Source organism: Nodularia spumigena CCY9414, assembly GCF_000340565.2.
In the GTDB taxonomy this organism is placed as follows: Bacteria; Cyanobacteriota; Cyanobacteriia; order Cyanobacteriales; family Nostocaceae; genus Nodularia; species Nodularia spumigena.
In genome coordinates this window covers 2,013,170-2,038,227 of sequence record NZ_CP007203.1, presented here as the reverse complement: position 1 = coordinate 2,038,227, position 25,058 = coordinate 2,013,170, and the positions used below count along the sequence as shown (strand labels likewise).

Genomic DNA, 25,058 nt, shown 5'->3' with positions numbered 1-25,058 from the left:
CCTTGGTAAGCTTTGTCACCGGAAAATTTTTGTTTCTCTTCAAACCCATTTTTATTTTCCCGAAATAAATTTATGTCACTTTTTCGTCCTGGCTCACCAGCTACTACATCAACAATATCTCTACCATTAGGCAGAACAATTAATTGACTTTTTCTAGTGTGCATTTTCTTCTTACCTGAGTAATATTTTTCCTGCTGTTGATACTCTGAAGGTCTTTCTATGGGCTGTTCATAGCTATCTACGATTAGTTCAAAGTCTGTTAAAACTTCTTTAACAATTTCATAGTCACTGGAGTTTTTTTTACCTGTTCTACTAAACTTGGTGGTAATAATTCTCCCAATAATGGCAACCAATAGTTAAACGTATCATTTGCAGTTGTTTCACTCACGCCAAATTGAATACCCAATAGTTGAAATGTGGTTAAATGTCGTAAATATGTTAGGGTGAGAATTATTTGCTCCGATGGTGATAATTTTGGTCTGCGACCACCTCCACCCAGAATAATTCTCACTTTTCTATCTTCAAGCAATTCTCGTTTATGATTGTGCCGTTTAATGGCTTTGTCTAAAAGTTCCTGCAACTGTTCATATTTCAGCCCTACTAAACGCTGTGCTTCCTGGGGATTATTTTGGATATAATCGAATATACTGCTCATAATGCTTTACTAAAAATAGCATTTTATACTCTTATACCATAATTTTATTCTTTTTCGGAGATGTCTATTGAGTATTAAAGCTTTTGTGGGCAAAGTAATCGTATGGTCTAAAATTTCTAACCCCTGTGCTAAATTTGCCCCTGATTCTGATTTGAGATTAAATGTTGCGGCTTGCATCTTTTCTGGCGAATAAAGTAGCCGCAATAGCAGCAGCAATCGCTCCTTAACATCGATTTCTAACTCTTCCAATGCGCGTTGTAATAAGCTAGCAATTACTAAAGTCCTGTCTGATTGAAAATTTTCGTTAATTGGTAGTGGTTGTTGAAAGTCTAGATAGGCGGCGTAAATTTCCCCTAAAAACTTTAATTCCTGCTCAATTAAATTTTCTACCTGACTATGATGAAAGGTATCTATACTGGTGACTTCTGGTTGTTGATTTATTTTGAGTAAACTGCGGAGAATATGATGTCTGTTCACCCCCGAAGAGATTTCTAAGTGCGTCCATAAAGTTTCTATGGCTTCAAAACTGGAAATTTGAGCAATAGTCCGCCAAGCATACATCCTGACTACTTCTGGTTTGTAATTATTCGTAGCCACCTGTAACAGAATATCCAGGGCTTCATTTTCCAGTCTAATCAAAGCCCGCATAGCGGTACTGCGGGTGGATTTATAGTAAAGCGCCCCGACTAATGCGGAATAATATTCCTCTAAATGAGTTGCAGCAATTATTTCCAAAACTGCACAGCGCACCCGTAAGGATTCATCCTGTAACAATTTGGGAATGTGAATCCGTAACGCCTGTAAATATACCGCTTCTCGGAGCGCTCTCACCCCATTGACTCGTTCTCGTTCTTGTTTATGAGTCAGCATTCGGCGCATAGTTTTGGTGGCGGCGATTTTTTGCAGAGGTGTTCCCTGACGCAAAATTAAAGCGGCTGCTGTGGCGCGGATCAGTGAATGATGTCGCGGTTGGAGGTACTCTTCTAAAAGGGTTAAATTGGGATTGGTGTCCGCTAGCCAAACGTAACGCAGAGCTAGGGCAAAAACTTCGGGATCAACGGTTCCTGGGGGCTGTTGTAACAAGGAGCGCACTTCCAGCCCATAAACAGGATTGATATTCCCCATGATCATGACTTCCAAACTTTGGCGCTGCAAATCTGGGGGTAATTTCAGCAGTAAGGGTGCTAAAACTTGGGCTGCTCCTTGGGGGTCAATTTGTGCCAATAGTTCAATACAAGACCTTTTATCTGCTGTACTGCCTTTTTCGGATAAAGCTTTGATTACCCCCTGGTGGAAGAAACGCAAACCGACATTTGCAGCACTCAGTTCTCCCCGTTCTGCACTCAATACTAGCAGGTCTACGTAACGCGATCGCAAGTCCAAAACGACTTTTAAACAAGCCCCGGCGATGATTACCGTTTCTCCGATTAATACCCACTTTTGGACTTCTATGGGTAGGAATTGATTGCAAACAAACAAAGTTACCAGAATGATTATACCTGCCAAACCGGTGGCGATCGCCTCTGCTGTTCCCCCTGATAATGTCTGCGTGCGGCTGCGAATACGTTCAGGTATGGGTTGGTAGAGAACAGGGCCGCTACTGACTACAAAGGTGTAGCGTAACAGTTCATCGACGAATTTTAAACCGACTAATCCCCAAAAGAAGCCTTGGGCTTGCAATACAGGGACTAAATTCAATAAAGCCAGCGCTCCTGGTAAAATAAAGCCCACAGCGATGGGTAAAAGTGCGGCTGTAAAAAATACCCCAAAGCGTTCAGTGATGCGACTGGAAATAAACCACTGAGTGATTAACTCACACAGTCCCACAACGCCACCAAATAGACCTAAAAAGCTCGCCAGTTCGACGCTGCTTAAAGAAGCATTTAGTTCCCGCAGGTATTGAAAATCTACTAATAATCCAATTATTTGTAAAAGACCGACAAAAGCGAATAATTGCCATGTATAGCGCTTTAATGGCGCTTCCAGGCGGCGGTGTCGCGTCGCTTGTTCCTGGGGAATTACCCGTTGGGGAGCGTCGGGAAAAGCTTCGCGATAGTGATAACTTAAATAAAAGAGAATTCCTGAACCTAAAATAATCACGGTACAGGCGATGAGTATCACTTGATCTAGTTTGATGAATTGCAGCATCCAAGGCAAACTAAAGCCACTGATCACATCGGCTACTAACATACCACTGCTGACTAAGGGATAGGTACGTTTAATCTCTCGGATATTAAATAATTGGTTAGCAACTATAGAGGTATTCAGGTCATTGATCACATAAATTCCATCTACCCACAACCGCAGCAGAAACACTAGGGCTACTGTTAGGTAAGAAATATAGACTCCCCCCCGCAAGGAGACTATAAAGATTAATGGCATCACCATACAAGGTGCGATCGCCACAATCACCCAACGCAACGGGAAAATCTTTTGCAGCCAAGAATAAACAACAACCAGTGCCATACTCATGACAGCACTAGCAATATACATCCAAGGCAAGGGACCCGCCCCATATTCATCTAAAAACAGTGCCACTGTACTGTCTTCAGCCCAGCGCAAACCTACTGATACAGTGGTGTAAAAAGCAAACATCAACCAAGTGCGTTCGCCTTCTTCTGGTCGAAGATTCAACCACTGTAACAGTCGTGTGAGAAAGCCTTTTTTTGCAGCAAACGAGTTATTTTTAAATTCCATGCACTGCAAGTTACACTAAGTTGGATTCGGAATCAGATAAACAAGCAGGAGAACATAAGGGAGAAAACAACCCATTATTCCCCCTCATCCTCCTAGTCCCTCTCATGCTTCTCATGTTCCTCATGCTCCTCATGCTCCTCATGCTCCTCATTTTCCTCATCACCACTCCCCACAAACGGCAAAAATCCTGAGCAACTGAGTATTATCTTTCCCACTCAGCCCTCAGGACTATCAATTTTCTGAAAATTTTACCGATTTTGGGTCAATGGTAAATTTTCAGTTAGGAATTATACTTTATATTGGAAAAATTGGCGAATTACTTTTTCGGGGAAATCAGCATCATCATATTTCTCCCCTCTTTTTTCGGCGCTTGCTGCAATTCTCCAAGCGGTTCCAAATCCTTGGCCATGCGCTTGAGCAAATGCTCTGCTAAGTCACTGTGTTGAATCTCTCGACCCCGGAACATCACAGTTGCCTTCACTTTATCACCATCTTTCAGGAAGCGCTCGGCTTGCTTAACACGCACATTGTAATCGTGTTCTTCAATTTTATAGCGCATCTTCACTTCTTTCACATCAGCCGTGTGCTGCTTTTTCCGGGCTTCCCGCGCCTTCTTCTCCTGCTCAAACTTGTACTTCCCGTAATCCATGATCCGACAAACCGGGGGGTCAGCCTTATCACTTAGCAATACTAGGTCTAGCTCTTTTTCTTCAGCTAGTTGTAGTGCTTCTTGTGGAGGCATAATTCCTAATTGCGCGCCATCAGTATCAATGACTCGAATCTTGGGAAACCGGATGCGCTCGTTGATTTGGGGCAGATCGCGAGTTCGTTTTTTCTCAATCACAGGCATTATGATTATGGAAGCTCTCTAGTAGTTAAGACGTGGTTTGGACTTGGTTCGCTTGGTCTTCTTTGGGATGCCTCAGAAGCACAAGACAGCAATTGAACTAAGGACTTAAGCTTGAGTCTATTTTTCTAGGATAACTAATTGATCAATTAGTCGTCACTGTATTTGTTATTCTACTCACTCTGAGATAATTTCTGTGGCTATCTTTAATGTAAATTTTATCACAAATAATATTAATTTTTATTACATTTCTTTTAGCCCATCTCAAGGTATGTTAAAAATCATCACCTTCTACCTGCCACAGTAATTATACTTAACAGCTAGAAATTGACCTAAAATAAATTACTTAAAAAATGTAGTGGCTTTACACAGCTAGTCTTATGATTCCCACAAATACAGAAAATTCTCATCAAGATTTAATTGGTTTTATTTGGACTATTGCTGATAAACTCCGAGGCCCTTACCGTCCACCCCAATATCGTCGGGTTATGTTACCCCTGATTGTTTTAGGGCGTTTAGATGCTGTTTTAGAACCGACTAAACAAGACGTACTTGATGCGAAGGCGAAATATGAAGCAATGGGGTTACAGGGTGAGGCTTTTGAGAAAGCGATCGCTAAAGTCGCAATTGGGAGCGATCGCCAACAATTTTTGTATAATACCAGTAAGTTTACATTTCAAGAATTATTAAATGATGCTGATGGCATTGCGAGTAACTTAATCAATTATATCAATGGTTTTTCACCTAGAGCCAGGGATATATTTGAGAAGTTTAATTTTGAAAGCGAGATTCAAAAACTCGATGAAAGTAATCGCTTATATTTAATCATTAAAGATTTTTGTAAACCAGAAGTTGATTTATCTCCCGCCCAACTTTCTAACCTGCAAATGGGTTATCTGTTTGAAGAATTGGTGAGAAAATTTAATGAACAAGCCAACGAAGAAGCCGGAGATCACTTTACACCCCGTGAAGTCATTCGCCTCATGGTGAATCTGGTTTTTTGTGAGGAAACGGATGTCTTTCAACAAGGTATTTATCGCTCAGTCTATGACCCCACATTAGGCACAGGGGGAATGCTTTCGGTTTCAGAAGAACACATTAAAAAGCAAAACCCAGAGGCGAATTTAGGGCTATTTGGTCAAGAATATAATATTGAAAAACTCGACGAAAAACGCACCGCCCTCATCAGTCACGCTGTCACCAAAGGACTAGATCCCAGCGTACCTATGAAAGATTCTGGTATTGAGTGGCTGGGTAAAATTCCGAATCATTGGGAAGTGATAAAAGTTAAACATTTAACTAAAATCTTGCGCGGAAAATTTACTCATAGACCAAGAAATGATCCTAGATTCTATGATGGTCAATATCCTTTTATACAAACTGGTGATGTTGCAAATGCGAATAAATTTATTATGGAATATACACAGACACTAAATGAAAATGGTTATGCAGTAAGCAAAGAATTTCCTTCAGGAACACTTGTAATGACAATTGCTGCAAATATAGGAGATATGGCAATTTTAAACTTTAATGCTTGTTTCCCTGATAGCATTGTGGGTTTTCTTCCATCAAAAATGACAGATATATTTTTTCTTTACCATCTTTTTAGTTCTATGAAGAAGCAATTTTTTAGGACTTACGCAATAACTCTCTGCAACCCTCTTTCCTTCGTGTCCTTCGCGTTCTTCTCCCTTGGCGCTAGCCTCTCCCTTTGGGAGAAGGGGAGACGCTACGCGAATGTGGTTCGTTTTTTCATGATTTTGCGTAAGTCCTGTTTTTATCAACTGCTGTTTTAAATACTCAATTAAATTTAAACGTCGAAAGAATAAGTAATATTTTTACAGTGATTCCTCCTTTCAATGAACAATTGCAAATAACTGATTTTTTAAATAAGGAAATGCAAAAAATTTACCAACAAAAAGCCAAAATAAAAGAAGCCATAGAACTATTAAAAGAATATCGCACCTCCCTAATTACCAACGCCGTCACAGGTAAAATTGATGTAAGAAAAGTTGCTATTCCCTAACCCCAGAAACCACAACCAAAAAAGGACAATAACAATGAGTACAGAATATCACATCAAGCTTATTCAAACAGGAAACACCCAAACATTAACAATTCCTCAAGAATTAAACCTATCAACAACAGAAGTAATTATCAGACAAGAAAATGGAAAACTAATCATAGAACCCTACAAGAAAAAATCCCTCCTAGAAATCTTTGCCACCTTAGATGACATTGAAGAAGAATTTCCCAATGTTGACGAAGGATTATTACCCTTAGATGATATTGAACTGTAAAAATGTCTTATTCTTACTTGCTCGACACTAATATACTCTCTGATTTTGTTAAACACCCAACAGGGAGAATTTTTTCTCAAATTCAAGATGTGGGTGAAGAAAAAATTTGTACCAGTATCATTGTAGCTTGTGAATTACGATTTGGCGCAGAAAAAAGCAAATCATTCCGATTAAAAGAACGAATTGAACTAGCTTTAAAAATTATTCCTGTATTACCATTAATGCCAGATATAGATCATAATTACGCCACAATTCGCACAAATTTAGAACGTCAAGGAACTCCCATTGGTAGTAATGATTTATTGATTGCTGTGCAAGCATTCACCCTAAATCTAACTGTCGTTACTGCTAATGTTCGTGAATTTTCTCGCATTCCTAATTTAAAAATAGAAAACTGGCTTAAACCCGATTAAAATAGCATCAAATTATGATTCCCTAATTAAAATCGAATAAAAAAATATGATAGACCACGATAGACTATTTAAAGAATTAATCCAAACCTTCTTTTGGGAATTTATAGAACTGTTTTTACCAGAAATATTAGAGTATGTAGAAACAGACAGCCTCACCTTTTTACCAGAAGAAATATTTACCGATGTTACCTCTGGAGACAAAAGAAAAATAGATTTATTAGCACAAGTAAAATGGCAAGGACAAGACAGTTATTTACTCATTCACCTAGAAAATCAGGCATATAATCAGAAAGAATTTCAACGGCGGATGTTTCATTACTTCGCTCGTTTAGATGCAAAATATTTACTTCCCATTTTCCCTATAGTTATTTTCTCCTACGACGAACCAAAACGCCCCGAAAAAAGCCAATATACTGTTAACTTTCCTAACAGAAAAATACTCGAATTTAACTACTTTGCCATTCAATTAAATAACCTGAAATGGCGAAACTTTTTAAATCAGCCAAACCCCGTAGCAGCCGCATTAATGGCAAAAATGGATTTTAAGCCAGAAGAAAGAGTCAGAGTTAAACTAGAATGCTTAAGAATGCTAGTCACCTTACAATTAAACCCTGCTAAAATAGAACTAATTTCCGGTTTTATTGACACATATCTCAGATTAAACACAACCGAAGAACAAGAATTAAACACCGAATTAAAACAAGCCAACTTAGTTGAAGAGGAACAAATCATGGAAATTGTTACCAGTTGGATGGAAAAAGGAATTGAAAAAGGGATTGAACAAGGAATTGAGCAAGGGATTGAACAAGGAGAACAAAAAATTATTAAAAGACAACTAAAACGGCGATTTAATAATATTACTCCTGCCTTGTAAAGCCGAATTAATAGCTTATCTTCAGAACAAATAGAAAACCTATCAGATGCGATTTTTGATTTCCAATCTTTAGAAGATTTAACTAATTGGTTAGAGCAACAAAATTAGAGCGTACACAAGGGCGGGCATCTTTGCCCTCCCCATAAGATAGATTTTCACTATTGGTCTTTTCCCTTAGCCTAGAAACCATCATGACACAAAAAACCTATCAACTACCCCTAACCTTTGAGCAAATTCTTAATCTTGTTCTACAACTTCCCGAACAAGAACAAGAAAAACTTATTCAAGAAATCAAGAAAACCTCTCCAAAAATTGATGACGAAAATCTACTTAGTTAAGAACTTTTAATGTAGGGTGTGTTGTGGCGCAGCGCACCATCAAAACTTCGGCTTATATCAATAATTCAAGGTGCGTTAGCCTACGGCATAACACACCCTACGAACTATTCAACTACGCTCTAATTTTTTAATAAGATGCACATAGAAAGCGAATTTGAACACATTATAGAAAATGAAGTTATTCAATTTAGTGGCTACGAAAAAGGCAACGCCAAAAAATATGACCGAGAAACAGCCCTTTTCCCCACAGAAATTATTAAATTTATTCAAGAAACTCAAGATAAACAATGGCAACAATTAGCCAAAACCAGCCCCAATGATGCCCAAAAAATCATCATAGATAGCCTCACTAAAGAACTCAAAAGCCGAGGAATGTTAGATGTCCTCCGTAATGGCTTTAAATGTTATGGTAAAACCTTTAAAGTTGGTTACTTCCAACCTAACACCGGGATGAACCCGGAAACCTGGGAACTTTACCAAAAAAATCGCCTCACCGTCACCCGCCAAGTTACTATCAAAACCGGAAGAATCCCCGATATTCTTCTCAGTCTCAACGGTTTACCTATCGCTAGCATTGAACTAAAAAACCCCCTGACTGGGCAAACCTACCACAACGCCATTGAACAGTATCAAACCGATAGAGATGCCAAAGATCCCTTATTTACCTTTAAACAACGGTGCTTAGTCCATTTCGCCGTAGATACACAACAAGTTTGGATGACTACCAAACTAGCCGGAAAAAGTACCCATTTTCTACCTTTCAATAAAGGACATAATCACGGTGCTGGTAATCCCATCGGCGACAATGAAGAATATCGCACGAGTTATCTTTGGCTAGAGGTTTTACAAAAAGATAGCCTTTTGGACATCTTGGCGCGTTTCCTCCACATCGAAGTCAAAGAAACCAAAATTACTACAGACACTGGTGTTAAATACCAGAAAAAAGAAACCCTGATTTTCCCCCGTTACCATCAACTTGATGTGGTGCGTAAACTGATTACCCACACCCAACACCACAAAGCGGGACATAATTATCTAATTCAACATTCCGCCGGTTCGGGAAAATCTAACTCTATCGCTTGGTTAGCACATCGCTTGGCTAATCTCCACGACTCCCAAGATGAAAAAATCTTTCATAGTGTGATTGTAATTAGCGATCGCACTATCTTAGATCAACAATTGCAAAACACTATTTATCAATCTCCTTTTCATCTTTACACCATGCGTCAAGCTATTGAAGAAAATTATATCAAAGATGTATTAGCAAATTACACCTGCTATGAAAGATATTATCAACTTGTTTGCACCTCAGAAGATGACCCAAATTTACCTCGTCGTCAAACAGCCAAAGCCATCGCCCGATTCATTGAACTTCATCCCCACAACATCGCCCAAAAAGTAGAAATCATCATTGAACATTTTCGCAACCATACTCGCCATAAAATCGGAGGGAAGGCGAAAGCAATGGTTGTTACCCGTTCCCGTGAACACGCTGTAAAATACAAACTCGCCTTTGATAAATACATTCAAGACAAAGGTTATAAAGATATAAAATCTCTAGTGGCGTTTTCTGGTGCTATTACCCTCGATGAATTTCCTGATGAAACCTTTACAGAAACCAATATTAATGGTATCAAAACATCAGAAATTCCCGAAAAATTTGGCAGTGATGCTTATCAAGTGCTGTTAGTTGCGAACAAATTTCAAACCGGATTTGACCAACCTTTATTACATACAATGTTTGTGGATAAAAGATTGGCTGGAGTCCAATCCGTGCAAACTTTATCACGACTAAACCGCACTACTACAGGTAAACAAGATACTTTTGTTCTCGATTTCGTTAATAAACCAGAAGACATTTACAAAGCCTTTAAACCCTACTACACAGAAACACCCATAGGAGAAACAGCAGAGCCACAACAACTTAATGATCTGTCTTATCAACTTTATGAATGGGGCTTTTTTACCAAAGAGGATGTTACCCAATGGTGTGAAATTTGGTTTCGCCAAAAAACTTCTCTGACTGGAGGCGAACATAAAAAATTAAATACTTTACTAGATCCGATAGTTGACCGTTATAAAGAGCGCAAAGAACCAGAAAAAGAACTATTTAAAAGTCAACTTACCAGCTTTCGCAACCTTTATCTATTCCTGGCTCAGATTCTCCCTTACCAAGATTCAGACTTAGAAAAACTCTATGCTTACGGGTATTGTCTGCTGAAAAAATTACCCCGCAATTCCGAAGCGCCAAAAGTAGATTTATCTGGGGATATAGAATTAAAATATTTTCGCTTAGAAAAAATCAGTGCTGGTAAAATTGACCTCAATGATGGTGAAGCAGAACCATTACCAGGAGCTACCGCAGTGGGAACCCGTCAGCCAGATAAGGAAATTCCTTTATCTCAACTGATTAATTCTCTAAATGATAAATTTGGCACAGATTTTACTTTAGCTGACCAATTGTTTTTTGAACAAATCGCCGAAACAGCGATGAGTAATAATTCTATTAAACAAGCCGCCCAGGTAAACACAAAAGAAAACTTTGCCCCTGTTTTAGATAAGCATCTGGAAAACCTCATTATTGAACGTATGGAAGGTAATGAAAAAATCTTTATGGAAGTAATGAATAACGAAGAAGTTAGAGCGGTTGTGTTTGAAAAATTACTTGCCAGTATTTATGAGAGTATCAATAGTGAACATTGATAATGGTATTATAGCCGTGATTTCTCATCGCCAGGGCTAGAGTCAAAAGACCTAATATCGCTATTTGACTACTTTTATGATTTTTTAGAATGTTCCAAATAAACGGCAGAGTCTATCATAATTTTGTTAGCTTTTTGTTAAGAATAGTTACAAAGCTCTTAACACAAGGAAAAATATTTATTATGGTAGTTTCATCTGAAAATAATGCACCTCATAGGGTTGTAATCATTGGTGGTGGCTTTGGTGGACTGTATACAGCAAAGACTCTGGCGAAAGCGAATGTCAAGATTACTCTGATCGATAAACGAAACTTTCACCTATTTCAGCCGCTTTTATATCAAGTTGCTACAGGTACGCTATCACCTGCGGATATTTCTTCACCATTGCGATCTGTACTCAGAAAAAGCAAGAATACACAAGTGTTATTGGGAGAAGTAAATGATATTGATCCTAAAGCGCAGGAAGTTATTTTGGATGAGAAAGTAATACCTTACGATACATTAATTGTGGCCACAGGTGCTAACCATTCCTATTTTGGGAAGGATGAATGGAAAGAATATGCTCCTGGCTTGAAAACTGTTGAAGATGCGATAGAAATACGTCGGCGGATATTTTCGGCATTTGAAGCCGCAGAAAAAGAAAGTGATCCCGAAAAACGCCGTGCTTTTTTGACTTTTGTGATTGTGGGAGCAGGTCCCACAGGTGTAGAATTAGCAGGTGCGATCGCAGAGTTGGCATACAAAACTCTCCAAGAAGATTTCCGCAATATCAGCACTTCAGAAACGAGAATTTTAATATTGCAAGGGCGCGATCGCATTCTCCCATACATTTCGCCTGACTTATCGCAAGCAGCAGCAGAAGCTTTGGAATCCTTGGGTGTGGAGGTCCACACTAAAGCCAGAGTCACAGATATTGAAAATAACATCGTTACTTTCAAGGAAGGCGGTGAAGTCAAAGAAATTGCCTCAAAAACTATATTGTGGGCAGCAGGTGTAAAAGCTTCCCCAATGGGGAAAGTCCTACAAGAACGTACAGATGTAGAGTGTGATCACGCCGGACGTGTGATGGTAGAACCGGACTTGACTATCAAGGGTTATAAAAACATTTTCGTAGTGGGAGATTTAGCCAACTTTTCCCATCAACATGGTAAACCCTTACCTGGTGTTGCACCTGTAGCCAAACAACAAGGAGAGTATGTAGCTAAACTGATTCAAGCACGGGCTAAAGGTCGGACTTTGCCACAATTTGACTACAACGATGTAGGTAGTTTGGCAATGATTGGGCAAAATTTAGCTGTTGTAGATTTAGGCTTAATCAAACTCAAAGGTTTTATTGCTTGGGTATTTTGGCTAGTAATTCACATCTATTTCTTAATTGAGTTTGACACTAAAGTAGTAGTAGTAATTCAGTGGGCGTGGAATTATATCACCCGTAATCGTCGCTCTAGATTGATTACAGGTAGAGAAGCTTTTGTAGAAGCACAAAGTCTTCAAAATAGCAGTGCTTACCAGAGTCCAGAAAAGAAGCAGCCAGTCAAGCTCTAGAATTTTTGCTTTGAAGTACCAAGGATTTTTAAACCGGCCTCTACGGGTTTCGCCTGTGGAGCCGTTTTGGTGCAAGAGCAGAGCGTCCCAGGAGGGGAAGTCAAAAATCAAAAATGAAAAGTATTGTCAAACTTCCCCCAAGAGCGGTACAGTCAATCTAAAATACTCGCGGAGCTAAGGCAAATCTAAAATCCAAAATTGAATAATCGGTATCTTTATGCCCCTGGTATCAATCCCCCAATCCCTCCTCAAAGACTTACCCCTCACGGCTCTTGCGCCCATGCAGGATGTCACCAACCTCTGGTTTATGAAGGTGATTGCTCATTATGGCAGTCCTGACTACTTCTTCACCGAGTATTTCCGGGTCAATGATACCTCACGGCTGAATCGGAGCATTTTGGCAGCCATCACCGAAAATGACACAGGTCGCCCCGTTTTTGCTCAAATGATTGGCGAAAGCATTCCAGACTTAGTAAGAACAGCAAAGGAACTCTGCGGCTATAATATCGCTGGAGTTGACTTGAATATGGGCTGTCCTGCTCCGAGAATCTATCGCAAAAATGTTGGGGGTGGATTGCTGCTTTCACCAGAAAAAGTGGATCGGATTTTGGCAGAACTGCGGCAGACAGTCAATGATCGACCATTGACGGTGAAGATGCGCTTAGGCTTTGAAAATACAGATACCTTTTACGAAATTCTCGATATAATTAATCGCCACAGTATTGATTTGCTGAGTTTGCATGGTCGCACGGTGAAAGATATGTACCACGGGGCAGTGAAATATGATTTGATTGCCGAAGCGGTCAGACGGGTGCAATGTCCAGTCCTGGCCAATGGTAATATCCACTCGGCGAAAACTGCCCTGGAAGTGCTTTCTCAAACCGGCGCGGCGGGTGTGATGGTGGGACGCTGGGCGATTGGGAATCCTTGGCTTTTTAATCAAATTCGCCAGGCTTTGCGCTTTGAACCGATTACCCCGGTTCCTTTAGTAGAGGTACGCAACTATATTGATCGTTTATGGCAAACTCCAGCCGCCGCAACTATGCCAGCGCGATCGCGTATCGGCTATCTCAAAAGATTCCTCAATTACATTGCTCTGAGTGTTGACGCTGAAGGTGATTTCCTGCGGTTGATGCGACGGACACAGACCGAGGTAGAATTGCTTAACCTGTGCGATCGCGTTTTCCTTACTGATATGACGAAAACTTTAGCCCTCACACCTTTTCTAGGCGTTTGATTTTTTGGGTAATTTCTTGAGCAAGCGATCGCACCCTCCACAAAAGCCTCAAAATCCCAGTATCTTAGAATCATACCCCCCTCCTCGCTGGCGGGGCTGGGGGTGGGGTTCATAAATTGGAGGCAACCGTGACCACTACGGTACACTGGCAACAACGAGTTGGTAATCAAAGAGATTGGGTTTGGCGAGGCTGGCAAACTCGTTATACTTATATCCGACCTAGCCAAAATAAATCCACCACACCCTTAATCCTGTTACACGGTTTTGGTGCATCCATTGGTCATTGGCGACATAATTTAGAAGTCTTAGGCGAACACCATACCGTTTACGCCCTCGATATGCTGGGTTTTGGTGCATCCAAAAAAGCGCCAGCGAATTACAGTATAGAACTGTGGGTAGAGCAGGTATACGAATTTTGGCAAGCATTTATCCGTCAACCAGTCATATTAATCGGTAATTCCAACGGTTCACTGATTTCCTTAGCAGCAGCTGCGGCTCATCCAGAGATGGTGAAGGGTATAGTCATGATGAGTTTACCCGACCCATCTTTAGAACAAGAAGCCATCCCGCCTTTTCTGCGACCTCTGGTGACAGGAATTAAAAAGATGGTTGCTTCCCCGTTGATCCTCAAGCCTGTGTTTCACTTCGTGCGCCGACCCAGCGTGCTGCGTCGCTGGGTCAGACTTGCTTACGCCAATCCCGAAGCCATCACCGATGAACTGGTGGACATTTTAGCAGGGCCTCCCCAAGACAGAGGTTCAGCGCGGGCTTTTAGTGCCTTGTTTAGAGCTGCGATCGCTGTTAACTTTAGTCCTAGTGTCAAAGCCATATTACCCACCATCACAGCACCAATGCTGTTAATTTGGGGGCAGAAAGACAAATTTGTTCCCCCTTTACTGGCACAGAGATTTACTCAGTACAACGAAAAGCTAGAACTTCTCAACTTAGAAGATGTCGGCCATTGTCCCCATGATGAATCCCCAGAACAAGTTAATCAGGTGATTCTAGATTGGATTAACAGGCACATTAATTATGAATTAGGAATTACCCAACAGTGACTTCATCGGTGTTAACACCTGTAGCACCATTAACTGAACGCGCCACAGCAACCATCTTGTTGAGGGTTTCCTGGTCGGGAACATTTCCTTTCAATACCACAGTCCCGCTTGTCTGAGCAACCCAGAGAGTATCAATATCCCCAAGTTGCGAATCTTGATCAAACGCCAACGCTACCCGCTTGGCCAACCCACTTTGGTCGTATTCTCCATTCAATCCTAAACGTTCTGGCGGAATTGATTCAGTAGTAGCAGGAGCCGCGCTAGTAGTCGAACCTGGCGGTACTTGCTGCGGGGTAGGATTTACTTGGGCATTTTGCGGTTTTTCTAACCCAAAAAGTCTTTTTAACCAACTCATAACAGCTTTTCTCCAATTTTTGGCTAATTATCAACGATATATGAAGGATAAACCCTTGGCAAATAAATTACATCTACCGATGTAAAGATATGCACTGCCAAAATTTGTGCTTTCAGTGTGATTTGCCTATAAATTATTTTGAGAAAGTGTAATGAGTGTAGGTATTGAGTTTAAAATGGAACCTTAGACTAATAATTTAGCAATTTAGGTGTAGGGCAGTCATGAGCTAGTGTTTATATTAATCAAATGCTTGCCTGATCTGTGTTGGCGAAGATGAAACATACCCTTTCAGTTTTGGTAGAAGATGAGGCGGGCGTTCTGTCCCGTATCTCCAGTTTATTTGCGCGTCGTGGCTTTAATATAGAAAGCCTCGCAGTTGGGCCAGCAGAGCAAGGAGGAGTGTCTCGCATTACGATGATTGTACCTGGAGACGATCGCGTGATTGAGCAACTCACCAAGCAACTGTACAAATTGGTCAACGTTCTCAAAGTCCATGACATCACCGAAATTCCTTGTGTAGAGCGAGAATTGATGCTTTTGAAGGTGAATGCTACTAGCAGCAACCGCTCAGAAGTGGTCGAACTGGCTCATATTTTTCGGGCGCGAGTGGTAGATGTGTCCGAAGATTCTGTCACTCTCGAAGTTGTGGGAGATCCTGGTAAGATGGTGGCGATCGTCCAAGTGTTACAAAAATTTGGTCTCAGGGAAATCGCCCGCACTGGCAAAATTGCCCTGACTCGTGAGTCGGGTGTAAATACTGAGTTGCTCAAGTCTTTAGAAGCCAAAGTTTAACAGTTATCAGTTATCAGTTACCAGTTACCAGTTAAGATACATAAGTGTAAGTAGGTTTAAGTCCCCCACTGTCAGCCTTGATTACTGATAACTGTTCACTGATAACTGTTCACTGTTTTAGAAGTCGCTGAAAAATTTCTCATTCACACGCTGGTAATGCTGGCAAAGATTCGGCTTTTGCAAAACAAAATCAACTATTGGGTGTTCAAAGGAAGCAAAGGAAGGCTTGATAAAGTTACCGATATACCCAAAAGCAGTTGCATCTAAAATTTACCCTATTGTCGCATATTTATATAAGTTATTTCATGAAAAGAGTAACTTGCACTAATATTTTAACTAGGTCTTTTTATCATTATACTATGAAATACAAGAATATTTTCTTTAAAAATAAAAATAGATTTTCCCGTAATATTTGCCATTGTGGCGTGACATAAACCCTAAAAACCTGCTACAAAATTGATGGTTCAGTATAACGTTGATAACAACTATGATTTGTAAAAAACCACAAATTAAACATTACTGAGATGGGATTTTTAGGCTGATACAATGACGAGTTACTCATTTGATCAACTAAGTAAGTAGGTGACATTAAAGTTTAAATTTACTAATTGCTGCTCGTGGTAGTTTTAGCACTTATTTCTCATAGTTCCCGGAATTACAGCACGTTTCAAGTAAGTGAAGTACACATTTTAATATTCTATATCTTATGAGTCAGGGCAAAGATGCCCGCCTACTACCTACTCAGATTAAATGTGCTGTAAGCCTTTGGAACAAATTTTCATTTATTTTTATTCACCTTAGTTGTTGAAGTTAGGGACATTTCACGAATAAATATATCTGACAAATATGGGACAGGTGGGGAAACCCATCTATAGCAACCGCCAAGGACGTTAGGACATAAACTGATCATAAAAGTTAGACACCGAAAGGTTTTTACCCTACTCCCCACTCCCCAGCTATAGTTGTGATTTATCCAAAATTTATAGCCTAAATCAGGTTTTTGTAATTCACCCAGTTTTTATTAGTTATTCAGTCTGATGTACCAATAACTAATGCTGTTTTGGAGGTTAGGTTATGACAACGGTATTTTCCCAGGAATATCTGGGTGAAAAACTTACTTACACTTTAGGAAACAGGCTTTCAAAACAAGAACTGCAAAGCTGTTTGGCATCTATGGAAATAGTACAGCCACCAGTAGCCAAGCAGTTCTGGCAATCAGCAGAAATGAACGCTGGTATTTACGTCATTCTTGCAGGTAAAGTCAGATTGTCTGATAGTTCTGATGACTTAATTACTACTCTGTCGGCGTGGTCTTCATTTGGTGAAATGACTTTGTTTCCAGAGGAGAACTTTAATCACTACAGCGCCAGAAGCTCACAAAATTTAGAACTTGGGTATCTCAAACCAGAGGTATTGCAAGGGTTGATGAACAAATATCCTCACATTCGCGATCGCCTGTTTTCTCGTGCCGAAATCTGGGATTTATTGCTGTGGTGTCGCCAAAACTCAGGATTTCCCGGACACCCCGCCCAATTTCACGCCATGCTCAAAGCCTTATCCTTCTTTGAGCGACATAACCTAGAGATTGGCTCTGTAAATACACAATTCCCCGATTCCCATTTATGGCTGTTGTACAAAGGTCAACTACTGCATTCTCAGGGTAACTCTTTGACACCAGGGCAAATCTCTACTGAACCGAATCAAGGTCATTGGCAAGCCATACAACCAACCATTGCTTACATCCTGAAAAGTTCAAACTGGTTAAAAGCACGAGAACACTGCCCAGCATTAGGTTCCTTTGTACCTGAGCCAGAACACCAGAATACTTCAACGCTTAATCAGACAGAATGGGAAAGTAAGCATAAAAGCGACTCGAACCCAGACAAAAGACCACGCCAAAAGCCCATAACCAAGGTTATACCCTTTCCCCAGCGAGAACCAGAATCAAAAGCCAAGCAAAATAAAACACTTCCTTACTTTCCCAGCCCGAAAGTGAAAATGGGGCATTGGTGGCAACGCCTGAGCAAACGCTATCCCTTCTATGCTCAACAAAGTGGCGCAGACTGTGGCTCTGCTTGCTTAGTGATGATTGGTAAGTATTGGGGTAAGCACTTTAGTGTGAATCGCTTGCGGGATATGACCAACGTCAACCGCAGTGGTGCATCTTTACGTGCCTTAGCCGCAGTAGGAGAAAACCTGGGTTTTGCCACCCGTCCTGTGAAAGCTACTTTCGATAAGTTTGCAGAACAATCTTTACCTGCGATCGCACACTGGGAAGGCAACCACTACATTGTCGTTTATCAAATCACCAAAAAGCGCGTCATAGTCGGTGATCCCGCTATCGGTCAACGCAGCCTCACCAGGAGCCAATTTAATGCAGGTTGGACTGGTTATGCCTTATTACTGCAACCGACAGAACTACTCAAAGAAACAAAGAATGAAACTGCCAACTTCTGGAAGTTTTTTGAGTTAGTTAAACCTCACTATTCAATACTGGTAGAAGTCTTCCTCGCCAGTGTGCTGATGCAATTATTCGGACTAGTAACGCCAGTATTTACCCAGTTATTACTAGATCGAGTCTTGGTGCAACGCAGCATTCCCACCTTAAACGCCGTTGGTATGGGGATGATTGTTTTTGGTTTGTTCGGTATTGCCATGAATGGAGTCCGGCAATATCTGCTAGATCATACAGCCAATCGCGTCAGCATCTCCCTACTTGTCGGTTTTATTAAACATACCTTCCGCTTACCCCTGGCTTATTTCGAGTCCCGTTATGTCGGAGATATTGTTTCTCGGATTCAAGAAAACCAAAAAATTCAGCGCTTCCTCACCGGCGAGACTCTCTCAATCATGCTGGATATGCTGACATTAGTGATTTATCTGAGCATGATGTTTTGGTATAGCTGGCGCATGACTTTATTCGTACTATTGACAGTGCCACCATTTTTTATTCTGGCATTGGCTAGCACAAATATTTTGCGTCGCATTTCCAGAGAAGTTTTTAATGCTGGAGCCAAAGAAAACAGTTATCTGATTGAATCTCTCACAGGTATTCGCACAGTGCGTTCATTAGCCATTGAACAGACAGTACGCTGGCGTTGGGAAGAACTGCTGAATGATTTGGTGAAAAAAGGCTTTAATGCCCAAGTGATTGGGAACCGCCTGCGAATCGTGAGTGGCGTTATTCAAACCTTTGTGAATGCTTCCTTGATGTGGTTTGGCGCATGGCAAGTCATTGAAGGGCAACTGACTATGGGGCAGTTAGTAGCTTTTAATATGTTGGTGGGTAACGTCTTGAGTCCTTTTCAAAGGCTATCAATGTTGTGGAATGGATTACAGGAAATTATTATTTCTACAGAACGGATTAATGATGTTTTAGAAGCAGAACCAGAGGAAGACTTGCAAAATAAACCCCGCAAGCCTCTAGGGAGACTGAATGGCCGTATTTGTTTTCAAAATGTCACCTTTCGTTATCATGCAGAAACTGAGACTAACGTTCTGGAAAATATCAACTTTGAAATCCAGCCAGAGCAAATGGTAGCAGTAGTGGGGCGCAGTGGTTCGGGAAAAACAACCTTGAGCAAGTTGATTTTAGGTTTATACCCACCTACAGATGGCAAAGTTCTGATTGATGGTTTTGATATTAATACTATATCTTTGCGATCGCTGCGTTCTCAAATCGGTGTTGTTGACCAAGATACCTTTCTCTTCGGTGGCACAATTCGCGAAAACATTGGCATCGCTCACCCAGAAGCTTCTGTAGAAGAAATTACTCAAGCCGCAAAATTAGCAGGTGCAGACGAATTTATTCAGCAATTGCCAATGGGTTATGAATCCCAAATTGGTGAAAGTGGGGGAATGCTTTCCGGTGGACAACGCCAACGCCTAGCCATTGCCAGAGCCTTAATCGGCAACCCCCGCTTATTACTTTTTGATGAAGCCACCAGTCACCTAGACTCAGAATCAGAAAGGATTATTCAGAACAACCTCAAAACAATTCTCCAAGGGCGTACCAGCGTAATTATTGCCCATCGCCTTTCCACAGTCCGCAATGCTGATCTCATATTAGTTTTAGATCGCGGCGTATTAGTAGAAAGCGGTACTCATGACGAATTAATCGCCAAACAAGGACATTACTACTATCTCAATCAACAACAACTAGCTCAAGTAGTTTAAATCAATCAATTTTAGATTTTAGATTTTAGATTTTGGATTGCAATCTAAAATTCCTCACTCCCGCCGTTCCTCTTCTCCCCACTCCCCATAAAACTATGTCTTATATTTCTCCCAATTCCTCATCTGTATTTCTAAAAAAAGAGCAAGATGAGTATAAAAGTTATGTTCAACCCAGCCAAGAAACTACTAAGCTTCACAAGACGATTCCACCAGGTAACACCGAAGATTTATATTACGGTACTGAAGAACTACTAGATGCCTTACCAAAAGTCTGGACTCGTGGTGTTTTGTATGTACTGGTAGGCTTTGCTTCTCTGGCTTTACCTTGGGCAACCTTCGCGAAAGTAGATGAAACTGGCAGCGCCAGAGGACGTATAGAACCTCAAGGTGCAACACAAAAATTGGACTCCCAAGCACAAGGAAGTGTTAAAGCTGTGAAGGTAACAGAAGGCGATACTGTCACCCAGGGACAGGTGCTGGTGGAACTTGATTCTGATATTTTGCAAACGGAAGTTCAGCAAGCCGAGGCTAAACTTTCGGCACTGCAAAATCAAGAAACACAGTTTGAAGTCCTGAAGAGTCAACTACAGTTGACACTTAGTATTCAGAAACAACAAAACCAATTTCAAGCTTTAGAAAAAATGTCTCAAGTGAACCAGGCACAACAAAACCTGGGTTTGAAAGAAACAACTTATAACCTGCAAAAGTTAGAAAGACAAGCATTAGTTAATCAGGTGCAGCAGCAGATTCAAACTGCTGAAGATGAGCAAGTATCGGCTGAAGGTCGGTTGAGTATAGATTCCCGGCAAGTTAACCGCTTTCAGCAACTTGTGAATGATGGTGCGGTTTCGGCAAATCAAGTTGACCAACTCAAAAAGGAAGAACAAGACAGCAAACGACTCTACGCTAGAGCGAAATCTGATGTTAAACAAGCAAAATTACGCTTGGCTGAAGAAACGAGCCGCTATGAAGCTACAATGAATCAGTTACAGTCTGATATTAAGCAAGCAAAACATCAATTGCAAGCTGAGAAAAATAGCTATCAAAGCTTACTGCAAGCTGGTAAGTTGGCGGTGCTGAAATATCAAGAACAACTTAAAGAACTAGAAAGACAAGTTGCTAATTTAAAAGCCGAAATTGCTCAAACTAAAAGCAAAATCACATCCTTAAAGTTACAAATGCAGCAACGAGTTGTGCGATCGCCTGTTGATGGGACAATTTTTGATTTACCAGTCACCAAGCCAGGAGAGGTGGTACAAGTCGGTCAGAGAATTGCTGACATTGCACCCGAAAATACTAAAATTGTACTCAAAGCTAATATGCCGATTCAGGATAGCGGCTTCTTAAATGTGGGAATGCCGGTAAAAATCAAGTTTGATGCTTTCCCCTTTCAGGAATATGGCATTATACAAGGCAAAGTTTCGCGCATTTCTCCCGATTCTAAGACGACTCAAACACCCGCAGGTAACATAGAAACCTATGAGTTAGAAATAACTTTAGAACAACAGTATATTCACAACGGCGCAACACGTATTCCATTAACACCAGGCCAAACAGCAAATGCTGAAGTTATTGTGCGTCAGCGACGCGTAATTGATTTTGTTTTAGATCCGTTCAAGAAGTTGCACCAAAACGGTTTAGAGCTTTAGTCATTAGTCATTTGTCATTTGTCATTAGTCATTAGTCATTGGTGATTGGTTGTAGATAAATCACACTCATAGTACAGGGATTCTGTCATGTCTCAAATTCTGACTATTTCTGCTTCAGATATCATTCACAGCCTCAAATTATCTTCTCAAGTTCCTGGTCTTGTCGAGGCGATCGCATCGCAAAAAATTATTGCAGAAGTAGCCCAGAAATCAGGAATTACAGTCACACCAGAAGAAATACAGCAAGAAGGAGATAATTTACGTTTAGCCCATAAGCTTGTCAAAGCTAAAGATACATTGACCTGGTTACAAAAACACCATCTTTCTGTAAATGAGTTTGAACAATTAGTCCAAAACAAAATCCTTTCTAAGAAATTAGCTAATCATCTATTTACCTCTCAAGTAGAACGGTTTTTTTATCAACACCAACTAGATTATATCGCCGCCATCACCTATGAAATCATTTTTGATGATAAAGACTTAGCTTTAGAAATGTTTTATGCGGTGGAAGAAGGAGAAATCAGTTTTCCAGAAATTGCTCGTCTATATATTCTTGAACCAGAACTTCGCTGCACTTATGGATATCAAGGACGGCGACACCGCAAAGATTTTCGCCCAGAAATTGCATCTGCTGTATTTGCTGCAACTTTGCAGCAGATTCTCAAGCCAATTGTGACTCCAAAAGGAGTGTATTTAATTTGGGTGGAAGAAATTATTCAGCCCCAATTGGATGAGTCATTACGCGAAAAAATCATTACGGAATTATTCACTGATTGGTTAAAGCAACAAATCCAGTGTATGGAAATAATTACTCAGCTAGATTCGGATACCCTAAAGCCACAGAAAAAATTACTTCAGCAGTCTTAATTTATAGCCTAGTTAAACCGCAAATATTTTCATAACAAATGGCAATTAAATTATAGATTTGCCGTTATCTTAGTGCCATTCCATCATAGCCCCCTCCTTGCTGGCGGGGTGGGGTTCTTGTATCTCACTTAACTGAGAACCGCTATAGTTTCTTTCTCCCCTCTCCTTGCAGGAGAGGGGCTGGGGGAGGGGTATCTGTTTGTCTAAACCATCTGTCAGCAGCAAAGCCGATGGCTAATAAATATAGCCATGCTCATAAATGGTGTTTAAAGATTTATTTTTTAAACACTATTTAATCTTTCATTGAAATTAATGAATTCACAAAAATGTCTGACGGGGCGACATATTGTATTGCCTAAATTTTGCATAATTACATTTATTTATAATGATAACATTCTCCCATAAACTTATATATTCATCTTCAACTTATTTAAGAAAAAGGCATTGCATGAGATATTGACTTCCCTGGTTAAAGCGCTATATTAAAAACATAGCCGAACAAAACAAATCGGTTCAAAAAAAGTAAATTTTCCAGGAGAAACTCAATGATTATTGCTGACTTAAACATCTTAGAAACCGTAGAAGCTGGAAATATTATTGGTGGTTGCTGCTGTTCAAAAGATTACAAGGATTATGACAAAGATTATGACAAGGAGTATGATAAGTATGGTAAAAAGAAGGACAAAGATGAGGACAAATATTATGGCAATAAAGAGGAAGAAGCAGAATATCAAGAAACTTTAACCATAAAGATAAACCAAGAAGTTTTTGTCATTTCTTAAGAAGACTTAAGCAATAATTGCATCTTCCAAAAAATCCATCAAATCAACAATCTGATGTTGATTTGAGAATGAATGCAACTATTTTTCAGTCCGTGTCTGTCTGACTTCTCAACTTAATCTTTGCCTGATTTTATTCTATAAATGGGACCGAAAGCTCTCAAAGTTATATTGTAATCAGGTAGTAATAATATGGCTGGAATGTCTTTAAAGCATTTCAGCGATATTTTTTATTTGCATTGAAAAACTTTGATTGTATTTGCTGCAACTCCGTCGCAGATTCTCAAGCCAATTGTGACTTTAAAAGCATTCGACATTATTTATTTGGGAGCAAGAAATTAGTCAACCCCCATGAGATGAGTCCTTACGCTCAAAATAATTACAGAATTATTCTTGGTTGCTGAAACCCACAAATAGAGCGCATGGAAATAAGTACATGGATTATTTTTAGGAAAAATCAAATAAAAAGCTAGTTATTTATTTAGAGGAATTAGCTATTGTATAAACATAGCCAAGGAAGAGAAATTGGTTATAAAAAAGTTCCTAAAACCTACTTGAAAGTCACAGGAAAAACTCATGGTTATCTCTGATTTGAACGTCTTAGAAGCTGTTGAAGGTTCTGCTATTGTTGGTGGTGGCGGTTTTAAGATCGATAACAATAAGCATGAAGTAATTGACAGCAAAGTCAATGTTGATATCTTTAAGACACTTGATGTAAAAGTGAAAGTTGTCGGTAACTTTGCTGATGCTCAAGCAGTTGCTCAAGCATACGGTGAAAACACAGATGCTGAAACTATCACCTTTGCAGAAGTATACGAAGGTGTTTCTTCTGATGCTGCTTCCCGTTCCACAGCAGCAGCTATCAAGGGAGAAAAAAGCTACAAATAGCTTAAGATGATTCTTGATAGAGATAGATAGTGGCTTTGAGTTGCTCTCTATCTCTTTCTTGGAATTTGAGAATAGAGGACAGGGGACAGGGAACATAGATACGTTTTTCACCTTTAGAGGATGTTTGAAAAGTGCAGACTGGTAAGGGCTATATAAACAAAATAAAGTTATAGAAAACCATATATTCAATTATCCCACGCAGATGAAAACCCTTAACGGCGATGTTTTCATAGGCGTGGGATTTACAATGATTGGGTATTAGTCTTTATTCATTAGTACCAATGATTTTTATAATGTTTAATAAAGTCTTAATATTATAAGTACTACCCTACCCTGTTCAAGAGTAGGGTACTACCAAAAATTGCAAATACTGAAATAACAAAATTACACAATGCAATTTTGGCACTACAACAGAAAAATTGAGCTTAAAACTAGAAGGTCAAAAATATAAGCAGATGTTTTTAGTATTGGTTTGTTATTAAAGTCACAGTTTGTTTTTGGTAAGACTGGGAGAAACCTTGACTATCCCAAGCCCTAGATAAAGCTATTCCCGTAGCCTTAGTAACCATAAACTGACTACTAGTATCTACAATAGTATTAGTTTCGGTAAAGGTTTCAGAGCTATCTCCAACTGCGGTTGCTAAAGCTGTTATGTCAGCATATCCAGGTTCCACATATGATTCAATATTGGTACCAGTATCTAGTCCGCCAATAATCCTGTTTTCATCTGTTGCTAGTTCGCAATATTCTAAATCATTAATAACCATGATATTTACCTGTGAAAAGAGGTATGAATTCTTTACAATCATAGCATAAAATAATTAATGTAAACAGACAATTTATTTTAATTAATTTAAATTTATTGCTTTAAAACAAATACCAAAAA

General features: G+C 39.9%; 21 protein-coding genes and 1 pseudogene. 16 read left to right on the top strand and 6 right to left on the bottom strand.

The window, feature by feature from the left end; translation table 11 throughout:
* The 4 genes from NSP_RS26810 to infC all read right to left on the bottom strand — a co-directional run.
* On the bottom strand, positions 1–353 hold a 353-nt coding region (locus tag NSP_RS26810), incomplete at its 3' end, for a transposase family protein (protein WP_144360593.1).
* Positions 260–655, bottom strand: a complete 396-nt coding sequence (locus tag NSP_RS26805) for a helix-turn-helix domain-containing protein (RefSeq protein ID WP_006194894.1) — start codon at positions 653–655, stop codon at positions 260–262. The genes NSP_RS26805 and NSP_RS26810, both read right to left, overlap by 94 nt.
* A gap of 9 nt (positions 656–664) precedes the next feature.
* Positions 665–3,352 (bottom strand): MFS transporter, encoded by a 2,688-nt coding sequence (locus NSP_RS09075; RefSeq protein WP_006196451.1) that lies wholly within the window; start codon positions 3,350–3,352, stop codon positions 665–667.
* A 316-nt stretch (positions 3,353–3,668) separates the two neighbouring features.
* Positions 3,669–4,202, bottom strand: coding sequence for a translation initiation factor IF-3 (gene infC / locus NSP_RS09070; RefSeq protein WP_006196450.1), 534 nt, complete (start codon positions 4,200–4,202; stop codon positions 3,669–3,671).
* A 377-nt stretch (positions 4,203–4,579) separates the two neighbouring features.
* Here infC and NSP_RS09065 point away from each other — a divergent pair, with 377 nt between their 5' ends.
* From NSP_RS09065 to NSP_RS09025, 10 genes and pseudogenes are all read left to right on the top strand, one after another.
* Entirely contained in the window at positions 4,580–5,995 is a 1,416-nt protein-coding gene (locus NSP_RS09065; protein WP_006196448.1) for a type I restriction-modification system subunit M N-terminal domain-containing protein, read from the top strand.
* A 101-nt stretch (positions 5,996–6,096) separates the two neighbouring features.
* A complete protein-coding gene (locus tag NSP_RS09060; protein ID WP_231859559.1) occupies positions 6,097–6,225 on the top strand; it encodes a type I restriction endonuclease subunit S in 129 nt (42 codons plus the stop codon).
* A 34-nt stretch (positions 6,226–6,259) separates the two neighbouring features.
* The gene (locus NSP_RS09055) at positions 6,260–6,499 is read left to right on the top strand and encodes an antitoxin (RefSeq protein WP_006196446.1); all 240 of its coding nucleotides are present in this window, start codon (positions 6,260–6,262) and stop codon (positions 6,497–6,499) included.
* Between the two features lie 2 nt (positions 6,500–6,501).
* Complete coding sequence (locus tag NSP_RS09050) at positions 6,502–6,912, top strand: type II toxin-antitoxin system VapC family toxin (RefSeq protein ID WP_006196445.1); 411 nt, start codon at positions 6,502–6,504, stop codon at positions 6,910–6,912.
* 46 nt (positions 6,913–6,958) lie between these two features.
* Positions 6,959–7,894, top strand: a pseudogene (locus NSP_RS09045) (Rpn family recombination-promoting nuclease/putative transposase).
* An 83-nt stretch (positions 7,895–7,977) separates the two neighbouring features.
* Complete coding sequence (locus NSP_RS26250) at positions 7,978–8,124, top strand: hypothetical protein (protein WP_006196443.1); 147 nt, start codon at positions 7,978–7,980, stop codon at positions 8,122–8,124.
* 135 nt (positions 8,125–8,259) lie between these two features.
* Positions 8,260–10,827: a type I restriction endonuclease subunit R gene (locus tag NSP_RS09040; RefSeq protein WP_006196442.1), complete on the top strand. Its 2,568-nt coding sequence runs from the start codon at positions 8,260–8,262 to the stop codon at positions 10,825–10,827.
* A 182-nt stretch (positions 10,828–11,009) separates the two neighbouring features.
* Complete coding sequence (locus tag NSP_RS09035) at positions 11,010–12,371, top strand: NAD(P)/FAD-dependent oxidoreductase (protein ID WP_006196441.1); 1,362 nt, start codon at positions 11,010–11,012, stop codon at positions 12,369–12,371.
* Between the two features lie 217 nt (positions 12,372–12,588).
* Entirely contained in the window at positions 12,589–13,608 is a 1,020-nt protein-coding gene (locus NSP_RS09030; RefSeq protein WP_006196440.1) for a tRNA-dihydrouridine synthase family protein, read from the top strand.
* 128 nt (positions 13,609–13,736) lie between these two features.
* Positions 13,737–14,666 carry an alpha/beta fold hydrolase gene (locus tag NSP_RS09025; protein ID WP_006196438.1) on the top strand — a complete coding sequence of 310 codons (930 nt, stop codon included), beginning with the start codon at positions 13,737–13,739 and terminating at the stop codon, positions 14,664–14,666.
* Here the strand turns inward: NSP_RS09025 and NSP_RS09020 are convergent.
* Positions 14,653–15,021, bottom strand: a complete 369-nt coding sequence (locus tag NSP_RS09020) for a BON domain-containing protein (RefSeq protein WP_006196436.1) — start codon at positions 15,019–15,021, stop codon at positions 14,653–14,655. The two genes, NSP_RS09025 and NSP_RS09020, sit on opposite strands and share 14 nt — an antisense overlap.
* A gap of 273 nt (positions 15,022–15,294) precedes the next feature.
* On the opposite strand from NSP_RS09020, the gene ilvN reads away from it, so the two are divergent.
* The 6 genes from ilvN to NSP_RS08990 all read left to right on the top strand — a co-directional run bounded on the left by ilvN (position 15,295) and on the right by NSP_RS08990 (position 24,172).
* On the top strand, positions 15,295–15,813 hold the full coding sequence (gene ilvN, locus NSP_RS09015) for an acetolactate synthase small subunit (protein WP_006196435.1): 519 nt from the start codon (positions 15,295–15,297) through the stop codon (positions 15,811–15,813).
* 1,074 nt (positions 15,814–16,887) lie between these two features.
* Positions 16,888–19,989: an ABC transporter transmembrane domain-containing protein gene (locus tag NSP_RS09010; RefSeq protein WP_006196433.1), complete on the top strand. Its 3,102-nt coding sequence runs from the start codon at positions 16,888–16,890 to the stop codon at positions 19,987–19,989.
* Positions 19,990–20,084: 95 nt separating this feature from the next.
* Entirely contained in the window at positions 20,085–21,638 is a 1,554-nt protein-coding gene (locus NSP_RS09005) for a beta-barrel domain-containing protein (RefSeq protein ID WP_006196431.1), read from the top strand.
* Between the two features lie 87 nt (positions 21,639–21,725).
* A complete protein-coding gene (locus NSP_RS09000) occupies positions 21,726–22,505 on the top strand; it encodes a peptidylprolyl isomerase (protein ID WP_017804000.1) in 780 nt (259 codons plus the stop codon).
* Between the two features lie 545 nt (positions 22,506–23,050).
* Complete coding sequence (locus NSP_RS08995; RefSeq protein ID WP_006195374.1) at positions 23,051–23,287, top strand: hypothetical protein; 237 nt, start codon at positions 23,051–23,053, stop codon at positions 23,285–23,287.
* A 573-nt stretch (positions 23,288–23,860) separates the two neighbouring features.
* Positions 23,861–24,172: a hypothetical protein gene (locus tag NSP_RS08990; protein ID WP_006195371.1), complete on the top strand. Its 312-nt coding sequence runs from the start codon at positions 23,861–23,863 to the stop codon at positions 24,170–24,172.
* 461 nt (positions 24,173–24,633) lie between these two features.
* Here the strand turns inward: NSP_RS08990 and NSP_RS08985 are convergent, their stop codons facing one another.
* Positions 24,634–24,939 (bottom strand): hypothetical protein, encoded by a 306-nt coding sequence (locus NSP_RS08985; protein WP_006195370.1) that lies wholly within the window; start codon positions 24,937–24,939, stop codon positions 24,634–24,636.
* Positions 24,940–25,058 lie beyond the last annotated feature (119 nt).

Excerpts from the sequence above, each read along its gene's own strand:
- NSP_RS09060 (WP_231859559.1), top strand. The coding sequence starts at position 6,097 with ATGCAAAAAATTTACCAACAAAAAGCCAAAATAAAAGAAGCCATAGAA.
- NSP_RS26805 (WP_006194894.1), bottom strand. The coding sequence starts at position 655 with ATGAGCAGTATATTCGATTATATCCAAAATAATCCCCAGGAAGCACAG.
- NSP_RS26250 (WP_006196443.1), top strand. The coding sequence starts at position 7,978 with ATGACACAAAAAACCTATCAACTACCCCTAACCTTTGAGCAAATTCTT.
- NSP_RS09020 (WP_006196436.1), bottom strand. The coding sequence starts at position 15,021 with ATGAGTTGGTTAAAAAGACTTTTTGGGTTAGAAAAACCGCAAAATGCC.
- NSP_RS09030 (WP_006196440.1), top strand. The coding sequence starts at position 12,589 with ATGCCCCTGGTATCAATCCCCCAATCCCTCCTCAAAGACTTACCCCTC.
- NSP_RS09050 (WP_006196445.1), top strand. The coding sequence starts at position 6,502 with ATGTCTTATTCTTACTTGCTCGACACTAATATACTCTCTGATTTTGTT.
- NSP_RS09075 (WP_006196451.1), bottom strand. The coding sequence starts at position 3,352 with ATGGAATTTAAAAATAACTCGTTTGCTGCAAAAAAAGGCTTTCTCACA.
- NSP_RS09065 (WP_006196448.1), top strand. The coding sequence starts at position 4,580 with ATGATTCCCACAAATACAGAAAATTCTCATCAAGATTTAATTGGTTTT.
- ilvN (WP_006196435.1), top strand. The coding sequence starts at position 15,295 with ATGAAACATACCCTTTCAGTTTTGGTAGAAGATGAGGCGGGCGTTCTG.
- NSP_RS09010 (WP_006196433.1), top strand. The coding sequence starts at position 16,888 with ATGACAACGGTATTTTCCCAGGAATATCTGGGTGAAAAACTTACTTAC.
- NSP_RS08990 (WP_006195371.1), top strand. The coding sequence starts at position 23,861 with ATGGTTATCTCTGATTTGAACGTCTTAGAAGCTGTTGAAGGTTCTGCT.
- NSP_RS08985 (WP_006195370.1), bottom strand. The coding sequence starts at position 24,939 with ATGGTTATTAATGATTTAGAATATTGCGAACTAGCAACAGATGAAAAC.
- NSP_RS09040 (WP_006196442.1), top strand. The coding sequence starts at position 8,260 with ATGCACATAGAAAGCGAATTTGAACACATTATAGAAAATGAAGTTATT.
- infC (WP_006196450.1), bottom strand. The coding sequence starts at position 4,202 with ATGCCTGTGATTGAGAAAAAACGAACTCGCGATCTGCCCCAAATCAAC.
- NSP_RS09000 (WP_017804000.1), top strand. The coding sequence starts at position 21,726 with ATGTCTCAAATTCTGACTATTTCTGCTTCAGATATCATTCACAGCCTC.
- NSP_RS09055 (WP_006196446.1), top strand. The coding sequence starts at position 6,260 with ATGAGTACAGAATATCACATCAAGCTTATTCAAACAGGAAACACCCAA.
- NSP_RS09005 (WP_006196431.1), top strand. The coding sequence starts at position 20,085 with ATGTCTTATATTTCTCCCAATTCCTCATCTGTATTTCTAAAAAAAGAG.
- NSP_RS08995 (WP_006195374.1), top strand. The coding sequence starts at position 23,051 with ATGATTATTGCTGACTTAAACATCTTAGAAACCGTAGAAGCTGGAAAT.
- NSP_RS09035 (WP_006196441.1), top strand. The coding sequence starts at position 11,010 with ATGGTAGTTTCATCTGAAAATAATGCACCTCATAGGGTTGTAATCATT.